Below are 12,188 nucleotides of genomic sequence, written 5' to 3'. Positions count from 1 at the left end.
CCGAGGCCCACGTCCCGGCGGTCGCCGGCCCATGCCACGTCGCAACGCTCCGGCCGACGGAGCCCAGTCAGTCCGCGCTTGGCACCGGTCCGTATCGGCTACTCCACCGGCGCCGGGCGCACCCGCTCGCCCTCGCGGTACTCCGACCATGCCCGCCTTGGCAACTGCGCGGAGGAGGTGAGGAACATGCCGGGCATGAGGGCGGCGGCCGGAAGGTCGGGCCACGCGGTCGAGGTGCCCCGCACCGCCAGCACCGCGCCCATGGCGATGACATTGCCGATCGCGTCGTTGCGCGAGCACGACCAAAAGCGAGCGCATGTTCGCACCGCCGTCCTTGTACGGGCTCGGGAGCAGCACCGAGGCAGCGTTGACCGCCAGCGCCAGCTCGCCGGCCAGACCCATGACCTCCGCCTTCGGCAGGCCGAGGGCCAGCGTCTGGCAGACCGTCGAGCCGAACGCCATCAGCGACGGCGGCACGCCCGTGGTGAGCGCGGCCGACGCACGGGTGCGCAGGCTCGCTCCGATCACCGCCAGCCAGAGGCCGTAGGTCACCGTGTCGGCGAGCAAGGCCATTGCGTCGGCCTGAGCGCCTGAGACCCAGCGAGCCGGCCCGCCGCCATCTCTCCGAGGAACAACGCCCCGTTCCGGGCCGATCACCGTCCAGAGGATGCGCTTGTGGCGTGGGTTCCCGCCATCGAAGACCGGGACGCCGCCGGTGCAGCACGCAGCGGCCGCCGCGCCGTGGGCGATGGCGGGGGAGGGATGTCCCGCCGGTGCGGGCGCGGGTGGTTGGCAGCGGGCAACGCGTCTTTCGCAGCAGCCGTCGGCTATGGGGTGACTCGCCTTCGGCCCTCACCTACTTCTTATAGCCACCAAAGGTTCAAGGGCCATGGCAGAGATATCGATCGGCGAGCTGGCGCGGCGCTCAGGGGTAAAGGTGCCGACGATCCGCTATTACGAAGGCGTTGGCTTGCTGCGCGTCCCGGCGCGCACGGGTGGACTGCAGCGCCGCTACGACGCCGCCGCAGTGGCGCGGCTCCACTTCATCCGGCACGCGCGCGAGCTTGGGTTCGAGGTGGCCGCGGTGCGCGAACTGCTGGCGTTGAGTGAGCAGCCGGACCGCCCGTGCGCGGAGGTCGACGGCATCGCCCGCCGTCACGTCGAGGACATCGACCGGCGCATCGCCCGGCTCGTGGCCCTCCGACGCGAGCTGCGGCGCGCCCTGGACACCTGTGGCCGAGGGCGGGTCGGCGACTGCCGGGTGATCGAGGCGCTCGCGGATATGGAGCAACCTGCCGAGTAGCGGGCGGTCCGTCCCCGGTGTGATCCAAGCCGCGGCCCGTATGCCCGGGGAGGAGCGCCCCGCAAGAGTGGCGGGGGCGGGTCACGCCTGTCCGCCCGTCGTCGGGGATCGGGAGGGGCGGCCGCCGTCGAAAGGTCCGTTGGCCGTTGGGCCCGCTTCGGTCACCCGGACGGCGCGCCCGCCCCGTCGACGCTCGCTCGATACAAGTCCCCCCGCGGCGGCGACACTGGGCGCCGCCGGGCCGGCTGACGAGATGCGGCCGTCGTTCGCTCCAGTGCCGGAACGGGCGGCGGGGCAGGTGGCTCCGTCCGGCCGGCTCGGCCTCGATGACGAACCCAGTCGCCCGCCGTGGGGCGTGGCCACCGTGCCGGCCTCATCGCCCGGCGTGATCAGCCACCGCGCGACCAGGGCGTCGGCGATGTCGACGCCGAGCCATCCGGTGGGGTGATCGTAGCGGGTGCGGGCTTCGCGCAAGGCCGGATCCATCCTCGGGGTCGCCCCCCCGCAGCGCCGCGATCGGCGCGCCGGGATTCGCCATCGCCATCATCGCCTCCGGCCTGCGGAATACATCCGCCGAGACGCTGCGAAAGCAGCGTCATCGAACCTGATAGGCCTCGGTCGGGTGAAGCCCGCGAGTGGCGTCATTGATCCGGCGGCGTCCGCGGGACGACGGCCAAGGGCCATTGGTCGGGACCCGAACCCGACGGGACCGAAGGGATGCCGAATCCAGGCGGCGTCCGTCGTTCCGGCGAACGGGACCGCGGACTGTCGCCGGCGCCAGCCGCCCAGGACAACCTTAAGGAATCGCATGGCAATCTCGTGGCGCGGCGCTTGGCTCCGCGACCGATGGGAGGGAAGGCGATGCTGTCGCGGGGCAGGTTGCCGGACCGGCGTCCGATCATCCCACCGAGGGAATACCCGCTGGCGGCGTCGTGGGCGGTGCTGACCGCGGCCGGCCTCGCGCTCGCCACCATCGACCGCATGGTTCCTGGGATCGGCATGGGGCCCGCCTACATCCCGCTGATCGTCCTGGCGGGCTGGCGGCTCGGACCTGCGGTCGCCTGTGGCGTCGCCTTGGCCGCCGCTTTGCTGAACGTGTTGCCCGCCTTGCCCGAGGAAGCGGCACTGCCTCCGGCGGTCGCGGTCGCCCGGGCCTTCCTCCGCCTCGGCACCTATGCCTTCGTGGTTTTCGCCACCTGCACCTTGCGGCGCGCCTACGACCGCGAGCGGGAGGCCGCCCGCCAGGACGCGTTGACAGGCGCCCTGAACCGGATCGCGTTCGAGGATCACGCGCAGGCCGTCCTGTCGACGCGGCGCGGCGGGCGCCACGTCGTGGTGATGGCCGACCTGGACGGCTTCAAGGCGCTGAACGACCGGGAAGGCCATGCCGCCGGGGACGAGGTTCTGCGCCGGGTCGTTGCCGCGGCAGGGGCAACCCTCTCCCACGGGGAGCGGATCGCTCGGCTTGGAGGGGACGAGTTCGCTTTCCTGCTGCAGGCCGAGACGGACGCCTTGGCGGCAGTCCGGGCGGAGGCGTTGCACCAAAGCCTCGTGCATGCGCTCGCCGGCCGCGGCGTCGGCGCGAGCATGGGGGCGATCGTCCTGGCGGCCGGCTCGGGCGAGAGCCTCGCCGCGGCGCTACGTGCGTCCGACGCGCTGATGTACGCCGCCAAGGCCGGGGGCAAGGGGGGCCTGCGCCTCGGCAGCTTGCCGCCGACGGTGCGGGCCTCCCCCGAACCGGATGCCGCCGCGATCCCGATGGTTGCCTGACGTGCGAGCCGGCGCGGCAGGGCCCGCCGCCACTCGCGGGAACGGCTCGATGCCGCCGGCGATCCTCGCGGCCGACCTGACGATCCGGACCTCACGCATGATGCCCGCGGGCTGGGCGGTCGGCGCGCCCGCCGGTCGGCATGCATCGCGACCGTGATCGCATTGTCGCAGTGGATCGGGTAAGGGGTGCGGGCAGGTCGATGGAGATGCCTTTGGCCAAGGACGAAAGGAGCACGCTTCCCGGGCCGATGCCAGACCATGAGGATGCGGTGAAGGCGGAGGTCGAGCAGGTCAGCTCGAAGATCGACAAGGCCTTCCGCAAGCTCGCCAAGAAGATGCGCGAGCGTGCCGACAAGGCGAAAGCGAAGGCGGATGGGACGCGCAAGCCGGAGAGGCGCGCCGTCCTGCTCCGACGTTGCGAGCTATACGCAGACGCGGCGACGCACATCGAAGGACGATTCTCTGGTGGCGAGGATTAGCGTCCCGGCCTGAAGCTCGATGCCGGCCGATTCACGTCACCGTTCCGCCGGGGCACCGGTTCGCGCCCCGGCTCCGTCGCCCGGGCCCGATGCTGATCAGTCGGGATCGGCCGGGCATGGGGCGTCTGCCGGGTACGACGGCTTGCTTCCAACCCTGCGGGGGCGCCCGCATGCTGGCCATCCGGGGTGAACCAAAGTATAGAGTTCGCCTGATATGCGCCCATGTACGGGCGCACAGGATCCGAGACTACATACGAGGTGTGCTGGCCGTCCGGCGACAAGTCATGCGTCGGCGTGCCGTGTGGCGATGCAATGTCGCGGTGAGGCCTCTTGAGGGGCATCCGGCCGACGCCGCGCTGAAACTCCGAAGGTTTGCTGTGGTGGATGATGTCGATCCGTCCCCGGCCTCCCGGGCCGGCGGTCAGGAGCAAGCTTCCCCAGAAGGGCGGTACTGCGTCAGGCGCCTCGACGCGCGGGGTAGGACGATCCAGACCCACGACATCGTTGCCATGGATGGCGACGAGGCTGTGGAGTTGGCACACGCGCTCAGCGGAACGGGCAGGGCGCAGCTCTGGCACGGGGACAAACTCATCCACGAGATCGAGCCGTTCGCGTTCAGGCGCCGGCCGGGCGTTACGTGAGCGTGGAGCCGCCCGCCGCGCCCCGAAACGTCCCGCGCGCCGCGCGGGCGTTCGCCCCCGGCCGATGCCGTCATCGGGGCATGCGCCTCGGTGCGGTTGCCCGGGCCTGCCCGGAAGGGCCAAGTGTCCACGAGGCGGCCGTCCCGAGGCCGGCTTCGGGACGGCCGCGTCACCGGTCGGGTCACGGCAATGGCACGACCGACGCACTCCGCCGCCTCCGGCGCAAGCCACGCGCTGCGTGACCCGGCCCCCCGGACGCGGGAGCCGGGGCGCCGTTTCGCGGGGCGTCACGGCCATTCATCGAATGGCTCGGTGCGCGGGCGTCGCGGCTCGCCCTCCCGCCATCGCCGCGCGGGCGACGAAGCCAATGCGGCGTGAAGGCGGACCGGACCCACGATCAGGATCGACTGTTCCGACGGGAAAATATTTGTCGATATCCCCGCAATCAACAGATGTTTTGCCCGGTAAAGTCTAGACATCGAAGCGCTTCTGCTGTAGTGGACGCTTCTCCCGGTGAGACGTGCAGGTGCGCGCCCGGGCCCTCCATAATCCCCTGACCTCGACCATCGCCTTGTCCGCGGCGGCGCGTCGTCGTTCCCTGAACCAGCCGCGCCTCGGCGCGGCCCGGCCAGCGATGTGCCGCCGATGGCGTCCATCCCGGACGTCGTCCCGGCGTGCTTGGAGTTCCACCATGCTGATCGCCTTCTCCGGCGCCTCGGGGCGCACGGACGCGTCACACGCGTCCCTCCTCGCCGCGCACGCGGCCACCGTCGCGGACGGCGCGGCGACCCTGCTGGCGTCCGAGCGCGTCGCCGTGCCGGGATCGCGCACCGGCCTGCGCCACGTCCGCTTCCGGGAGACGGCGTCCGCGGGCGAGGTCGCCCGGGCGGCGGAAGCGTGTTTGCGGGGCGGCGGACCCGTCTTCGTCGACCTGCCGTCGAGGCACCTGCGCGCGGGAGCGGTCCGCGCGTTGCTGGACGCATCCGTCCTCGTGGTCGGCCCGCACGCCGCGGACGAGCGCGAGGCCGCCGCATGGCGCGCCGCACACACGACCCCGGTACCGACGTGGTATCTCGGCTGCCGACGCGCCGGCGGCGCGCCGGCGGCGGCGCGGTTCGCGGCCGCGATGGCGCTCCTCGATCCCGACGGACCGACGCTTCCCTGCGCGGTGCCGCCGCTAGGTCGGGGCGAGGCCTCCGGCCTGGCCGACGGGACCCCCGGAGGGCATGCCCTGCGGGTCGCGCTGACGCTGCTGGGCGCCGTTCGGCGGGCCACGGGGGCTCCCGGGCGGAACCTGCCGCCCGAAGCCCGCGAGGACGAGGCGAGGCGCATCGGCGAGGCCGCAGACGTCCGGTCGCTGCCCGAGAGGCTGCGCGACCTCGCCGACGACGTCGAGGCGGCGGAGGCCGGGCTCAAGCCGACCGCCGACGACCTGGCCGGCGCGCCCGTGCTCGACGGCTGGTCGTGCGACGCCGTCTTCGCCCCGGTGCTCAAGGGACGGGTCACCGGCCACCCCGGCATCGCCGAGGGGCACCGGGTGCGGACCAGCGAGGTCTACCTCACGGATCGCGCGACGTTCGCCCGGACGCTGTCGCGCTGGTACGTCCTGCGCACGCCGGCCGGCGATTCCGCGGGCGCCGTGCACTAGGTCGGCGCGGCCTCCCCGGGCCCCCGGTCCAAGTCCCAGTTCCAAGCCCAGTCCAGCCGAGCCGAGCCGCACGCGGCGTCGGTTGACGGAGTCTTGCGCATGCGCCTCTGGATCCTGTCCGACCTGCACCGCGACATGGGCGTCCCGTGGACGCCTGAGGCCATTCCTGAGGCCGATGTCGCCGTCGTCGCGGGCGACGTCGGCGAGGGGATCGAGACCTCGCTCGATTGGCTCGCGCGCACGATACGCCCGCACATGCGCGTGGTCTTCGTGGCGGGAAACCACGAATACTACCGGTCGTGCCGTCCCGACGCCCTGGCGGCCGGGCGGATCGCGGCGGCGCGGTCCGGCGTCGACTTCCTGGAGGACGAGGCCACCTGGATCGGCGACGTCGCGTTCGCCGGGTGCACGCTCTGGACCGATTACCGGCTGGACGGGGACGGGCGGGTGGCGTCCTCGATGGACGACGCCCGGCGGATGCTCGCCGATCACCGCCGGATCGACCGGGCGCGCCGCCCGGCGGCCATGCCGTTCCGGCCCGAGGACGCCGCCGCGGTCCACCGCGCCAGCCGCGCCCGGCTGGAGTCGCTCGCCCTCGACCGGGCGTGGACCCTGGCCCGGGCCCGGGTCGTCGTCACCCACCACGCCCCGGCCGCGGCGTCCCTCGACCCGGCCTTCGCGGGCCGGCCGCTGAACCCGGCCTTCGCCTCGCGCCTGGAGGGGACGATCGGTCGCCTGGGGGCTGCCGTCTGGGTCCACGGGCACGTCCACGCCAGCCGCGACCACGTGGTCGGTCGGACCCGGGTTGTCTGCAACCCCAAGGGGTATGGGCGCGAGAACCGGGCCTTCGACCCCGCGCTGGTCCTCGACGCCACGACCTGAGCGTCCGCCGCCCGTCCCGCCGCAACCGCCTGGAGAATGCCATGAAGGACGTGACCCCGGACATCGCGCGCGGCATCGTCCTGCGGCACCTGCCGCGGGCCCTGCGCGCCGGCCTCGACGCGGACGCCACGGACGGTCCGCTCCCGGCGCAGCTCGCCGCGGACGCCGAGGCGGCCACGCCCGGGCTGGGCGCCGGCGTGACGGCGTGGCTTCGCGAGAACGTCGGGCCGTGTCCCGGGCTGGACGTGCCGCCGCAGGACGGTGCCGCGGGGCCGGGGGAGGCCGACGGTTGCGGCCTCGGCGCCCTCGACCGGGCGGCCGCGCTCGGGGACGACCCCACCCTCCGGGAGATCGCCGACGCCCTCGTCCTGCTCGGCGCCTTCGAGCGCGTCGCGGAGCACGCCGGGCGCGCCGCGGCCGCGGCCTGGTCGTACCTCGATCGGCTCCCGGAGGTCGGGGCGCAGCTCCACCGGCTTGCGCCCGTCCCCGCAGGCGCTCAGGCCGGCGGGGACGCCGCGCGCGCGCCGTGGGCGCACCTCGACCCGCTCGGGAGGCCGGCGGCGGCTCCCGACGGCGCGACCCAGGCGACCGACGAGGCCGGGGCGTCCTGGCGCGCGGAACTCGAATCGGCGTTCGCGGACATCTGCCAGGAGGCGCGCCTTCTCGCCGTCGGCCTCTCGGCCGTCGCGACGGGCCGGTCCCGCGGCCTCTGGACCACGGGCACGCTCGCGCAGGTCGCGGCGGTCGTCGGGCAGGCCGTCGCGCAGCCCCTGACGGTCGCCGCCGAGCGGGACGGACGCCGGGCCGGCGAAGCGCGCGCCCAATCCGAGATCGCCGACCTGCGGGACATGGTGCGCGCCTACCGGGACGAGGCGGACCGCCGGCAGGACGGCGGGGCCGCCGCGGTCGCCGACGTCCCCGCAGGCCACGTCCTGGTCTGCCCCCACCTGAATCGGACGGGCCACAGCAAGGCCAAGGAGGTGGCGCGCGGCTACGAGAACGCGATCGGCACGGCGCTGCCGCTGGTCCCGACCCCTGACCTCGCCGGCGTGCGCCGTGCCCTCCTGGAGGAGTTCCCGCACGCCGTCGCGGCGGTGGACGCCACGCTCGGCGCGTTCGCGGCGCGTCCGCACGTCCACGCCCCGCCGATGGTCATCGCGGGGCCGCCCGGGTCCGGCAAGTCGCGGTTCGTCCGGCGGCTGGGCGAGTCGCTCGGCGTCGGGGTCTACCGCGTGGACGGCGCGAACGACGCCGGAGGCTCCTTCGGCGGCACCGAGCGGCGCTGGTACTCGTCCGAGCCCTGCCGGCCGTTCATGGCCGTCGCACGGCATGCCCAGGCCAACCCCATCGTGATGGTCGACGAGGTCGACAAGGCGGCGACGCGGACCGATCATGGGCGTCTCTGGGATTCGATGCTCCAGGCTCTCGACCCGGAGAACGCCGCCCGCTTCCCGGACCCCTGCCTGCAGGTCGAGCTCGACCTCTCGTGGGTCACCGTCATCTGCACCGCCAACGCGCCTGCCGTCCTGCCGGCGCCCCTGCTGGACCGGATGCGGGTCGTCCGGTTCCCGGAGGCACGCGCCGACCACCTCGACGCCCTGCTCCCGGGCATCCTCGCCGGGGTCGCCATGGAGGCGGGGTTCGACCCGCGATTCCACTTGCCCCTCGACGCGGTCGAGCGCGCCGCGTTGCGGGCGCGCTGGCGCGGCGGCTCGTTGCGGCGCTTGCGCCGGGCGGTCGAGGCGATCCTGCGCGTGCGGGATCGCGCGCTGACCCGGAGCCCGCAATGAACATCCGCCCGAGCGCCGACGGGACGGGGACGCCCGTCCGGGCGGAGCCGGGCGTGTGCTGGCTCGCCCCGGCCGCGATGGCCGGGATCCTGGCGCACGCGCGGGCCGCGGAGCGGGTCTCGCCGCGCCCCGCCTTCTGGGTGCTGTCGGACCTGCGCGTCGACCTCCGCCCGGACCTCGCGCTCCCGGAGCCGCTGCCCGCCTTCGACGCGATGCTGGTCGCCGGCAACGTCGGCCCGGGCCTCTCCGCGTCCCTGACCTGGCTCGCCCGGGCGCTCGACGGCCGGCAAGGCCGTCGGCCGGTCTGCGTCGTGCCCGGCAACGTCGAATACCGATCCGGCACGCCGATGGCCGAGGCGCTCGCCCGGGGTCGCGAGCTCGCCGCCGATCTCGGCCTCGTCCTGCTCTCCGACGACGCGTTCCGGTTCGGGCCCGCCCACGGCGACGGGACCGTCGTGGTCGGTGCCACCCTGTGGACGGACTGGCAGCTGGGCGCGTCGTCGGGCCGGCCCCCGGCGCGCGTCGCGGCCCGCACGGCCTGGGAGGAGGCCGGGCGCATCGAGCTCCGCCGCGGACGCCCCCTGACGCCCCTGGACACCCTCGCGATGCATGCGCGCAGCCGTGCCTTCATCGAGGACGCGCTGACGAGCGCGGCGATCGGCTCCCTGGGCCTCCCGCCCGGCCCGAACGCGTGCGTCGACACCGCGCTGCCGGGCGACGCGGCCGTCGTCGTGACGTGCCACGCGCCGACCCCGCGCTCGCTCCCCGTCGACTGGGAGGGATGGCACGCCGACCCCTGGCTGCCGGCGTCCCTGGCGTCGGAGGCCGCCGCCGCCATGGCGGCCTGGGGGGCCCCGTCGCTGTGGGTACACGGCAACGTGCCGGCGGCCGCCGACCACCGGGTCGCCAAGACGCGCGTGGTGGCCAACCCGCGGACCGGCGGCCGCGACCACGCGATGGCGGCGCACGCCTTCGACCCGACCCTCGTCGTGACGGCCTGAGGCGCCGCCACGATCCCGAACACCGGAGCTGGGAATGGGAGCGCACATGGACATGTCGAGAGCACGCGGCCCGCGCTTGGCGCGTCGGGGCGGGACGATGCCGCCGCGCTGCTGCCCGCTGACCCTGTGGCGGACCCGGGCGCCGTCCGAGATCGCCAAGTCCGACGTGACGGCCCTGGCGGGCGCTGTCGCCGCGACCGCGATCCTGCACGAGCGCCGCTGGCCCGCGGCCCGGGCCGGCGATCCCGCCGCGGCCGCGGCCGTCGCCATCGACCGGATCCGCCACCACGGTCCCGAGGGCCCGCTCGCCGACCTGGTGATGGGGAACCTTCTCGTCCTGGCGCACCGGGACGGCGACCCGACCGCGGGCGTCGTGCTGTCCCACGCGCTGCGCGCCCTGTCGCGGTCGCGCCCCGGCCACGGCGAGTTGGCCCGGATCGCGCGGGCGTGGACCGCGCGGTCTGGACGCGCGGCGCGGCCCCGCCGCGGGAGGCGCGCGTGACGGCCGGGGTGGGTCCGACCCGCGCCGCGTCCGCGATCCCGCGCCGCGAGGCGACGGCGCGCGCGTTCCTCGCCCTCCTGGTCGAGGACGGCCGTCCGGCGGCGAGCTTCGACGAGGCGGTCGACGCACTCCTCGACGGCCCCCGGCGCCCGAGCGCCGACCTCGCCGGCGCGGCCGTCGCCCTCGGCCGCGCGGTGGACGCCGTCGGCGGGGTCGGCGCGCTTCCCCGGCTCGGCCCCGCGATCCTGCTGGTGACCGTGCCGGCCATGGAATGGGTCGAGCCGGTCGCCTCCGCGTCCGCGCTGTGCCTCGTCGACCCGGGGCGGCGGTTCCCGCGCGGCGACGGCCGTGCGGGAACCGCCCTGGTCGTGCAGGCCGACGGCTCGTCGTCGGGGCACCAGCCGGACAGGCGAAACGGCGAGGTCCGGCAGGCGCTCCAGGACGGCGCCGTCGTGATCGGGGTCTCGCAGGATCCTGCGCGGCTGCTGCCGCGCGACCTGGTGCGCGGCGCCGAGCTCCGGATCGAGGTGGAGGCCCTCGACCCGACCGAGGTCGCCCTCGTCGTCGAGGCGGTGACGGGCGCGGCGCCGCGGTCGCGCCTGTCCGCCGCCGGGGCCGCGCTCTGCGATCCCGGGGACCTGAGCCTGGCCGTGCACGCCGCGCGCGGCGGCGAAGGCTCCGCGAGCAGGCTCGCCGCGATCGTGTCCGCCAAGGCCGGGACCGACCGGGGCGGACCGGGGCTGGAGGAGCTGCACGGCTACGGCGCCGCCCGCGACTGGGGCCTTTCCCTCGTCCTCGACCTGAGGGCGTGGCTCGCCGGCGGGCCGGCTGCGCCGCGGTGGGCCGACCTCGAATCCGCGGCCCTGCTGTCCGGTCCCCCGGGCGTGGGCAAGACGGCCTTCGCGGCGGCGCTGGCCCGCAGCGCCGGACTCCCCCTGATCGCGGGCTCGCTCGCGCAATGGCAGGCGGCCCGCGACGGCCACCTCGGCCACACCCTGGGCGCGATGCGCGCGTTCTTCGACCGCGCCCGCCGCTCCCCCTGCGTGGCCCTCGTCGACGAGATCGACTCCTTCGGCGACCGCGCGAGCTTTCCCGAGCATAGCCGGGATTACGCCACGCAGGTCGTCAACGCCCTGCTCGAACACCTGGCCGGGGCCGCCTCCCGCGAGGGGGTCGTGGTGGTCGGGACGACCAACCACCCCGGCCGGATCGACCCCGCGATCCTGAGGTCGGGCCGGCTTGAGCGCCACGTCCGGATCCAGCCGCCGGACGCCGTCGACCTGGCCCTCATCCTGCGCGGATACCTCGCCGGCGCCCTGCCGGGCCTCGACCTGCGGCCCCTCGCGGGCCAGCTGCTCGGCGCCACCGGCGCCGACGCCGAGGCGGTGGTCCGCCGGGCCCGCGGGCTTGCGCGCCGGGCGGGGCGCGACCTCGACGCGGCGGATCTTGCCGCGGCGGCGGCTGAGGCGTGGCCGCCGTTGCCCGCGAGCGTACGCCGCAGGGTCGCGGTCCACGAGGCGGGGCACGTGCTCGCCGCCGCGACGATCGGGGCGGGGGCGGCGTCGCTGTCGGCCGCGATCGGCGCCGAAGGCGGCGCGGCGTGGATCGGGGCCGGGGAAGGGGCGGGTCCCGTCACCGAGGCGCAGCTCGACGAGCGCCTCGCCATCATGCTGGCGGGCAGGGCCGCGGAGGAGGCCGTGTTCGGCGACGTGACGGCCGGGGCCGCGGAGGACCTCGCGGCGGCGACGCGCCTCGCCGTCGCGATGGAGACCCACCTCGGCTTCTCGCCGCGCACGCCCCTGGTGGCGCTCCCGAAGGCGGCCACGGCCGACCTGCTGCGCGTCCCCGGCGTGGCGGCCGCCGTGCACCTTCGCCTGACGGCGGCGTACGGGCGTGCCTCCGGGGCCGTTCGGGCCCGGCGGGCGGCCTTGGGTCGGCTGGCCGATGCCCTGGATCGCCAGGGCGACATCGGCGACGCGGCGATCAGAAAGATAATCCGGGGCTCGCGCCGCCGGGGCGAGCCGGACGCCGACAGGTGAGCCGTGGCGCCTGTGGACAATGTCGTCGATCCACGATCGCGGCGCCCCCGGCCGCGGTCGAATACACGGCGTTTCCGCGATCGAGTGCGCTGGACTGAAATAGTCTCGTCTTCGATCTGCGAGCAAACAGCGA

9 protein-coding genes and 1 pseudogene are annotated in these 12,188 nt (G+C 75.0%); 9 read left to right on the top strand and 1 reads right to left on the bottom strand.

Annotated elements, in window-relative coordinates; genetic code table 11:
* Positions 1 to 98 precede the first annotated feature (98 nt).
* Positions 99 to 831 (bottom strand): annotated as a pseudogene (locus tag A3862_RS06600) (cation transporter).
* 58 nt (positions 832 to 889) lie between these two features.
* Between A3862_RS06600 and A3862_RS06595 the strand changes: the two are divergent.
* From A3862_RS06595 to A3862_RS06550, 9 genes are all read left to right on the top strand, one after another.
* Positions 890 to 1,303: a MerR family transcriptional regulator gene (locus A3862_RS06595; protein ID WP_043075225.1), complete on the top strand. Its 414-nt coding sequence runs from the start codon at positions 890 to 892 to the stop codon at positions 1,301 to 1,303.
* An 861-nt stretch (positions 1,304 to 2,164) separates the two neighbouring features.
* Positions 2,165 to 3,073 (top strand): GGDEF domain-containing protein, encoded by a 909-nt coding sequence (locus A3862_RS06590; protein WP_071000294.1) that lies wholly within the window; start codon positions 2,165 to 2,167, stop codon positions 3,071 to 3,073.
* A gap of 212 nt (positions 3,074 to 3,285) precedes the next feature.
* Positions 3,286 to 3,552, top strand: coding sequence for a hypothetical protein (locus A3862_RS06585; RefSeq protein WP_024828390.1), 267 nt, complete (start codon positions 3,286 to 3,288; stop codon positions 3,550 to 3,552).
* A gap of 1,332 nt (positions 3,553 to 4,884) precedes the next feature.
* Entirely contained in the window at positions 4,885 to 5,841 is a 957-nt protein-coding gene (locus A3862_RS06575; protein WP_052517004.1) for a hypothetical protein, read from the top strand.
* A gap of 99 nt (positions 5,842 to 5,940) precedes the next feature.
* Positions 5,941 to 6,723 (top strand): metallophosphoesterase, encoded by a 783-nt coding sequence (locus tag A3862_RS06570; protein ID WP_043075229.1) that lies wholly within the window; start codon positions 5,941 to 5,943, stop codon positions 6,721 to 6,723.
* 41 nt (positions 6,724 to 6,764) lie between these two features.
* Complete coding sequence (locus A3862_RS31965; RefSeq protein ID WP_236961830.1) at positions 6,765 to 8,513, top strand: AAA family ATPase; 1,749 nt, start codon at positions 6,765 to 6,767, stop codon at positions 8,511 to 8,513.
* Positions 8,510 to 9,514: a metallophosphoesterase gene (locus tag A3862_RS06560; protein ID WP_107645320.1), complete on the top strand. Its 1,005-nt coding sequence runs from the start codon at positions 8,510 to 8,512 to the stop codon at positions 9,512 to 9,514. The genes A3862_RS31965 and A3862_RS06560 overlap by 4 nt, the downstream gene beginning before the upstream one ends.
* A 52-nt stretch (positions 9,515 to 9,566) precedes the next feature.
* The gene (locus A3862_RS06555) at positions 9,567 to 10,016 is read left to right on the top strand and encodes a hypothetical protein (RefSeq protein ID WP_124262947.1); all 450 of its coding nucleotides are present in this window, start codon (positions 9,567 to 9,569) and stop codon (positions 10,014 to 10,016) included.
* Positions 10,013 to 12,055, top strand: coding sequence for an AAA family ATPase (locus tag A3862_RS06550; protein WP_124262946.1), 2,043 nt, complete (start codon positions 10,013 to 10,015; stop codon positions 12,053 to 12,055). Before A3862_RS06555 ends, A3862_RS06550 begins: the two co-directional genes overlap by 4 nt.
* Positions 12,056 to 12,188 lie beyond the last annotated feature (133 nt).

The sequence above is a fragment of the Methylobacterium sp. XJLW genome (genome assembly GCF_003254375.1).
GTDB lineage: Bacteria > Pseudomonadota > Alphaproteobacteria > Rhizobiales > Beijerinckiaceae > Methylobacterium > Methylobacterium fujisawaense.
The sequence above is the reverse complement of the archived record's forward strand: the minus strand, read 5'-3'. Positions and strand labels throughout refer to the sequence as shown.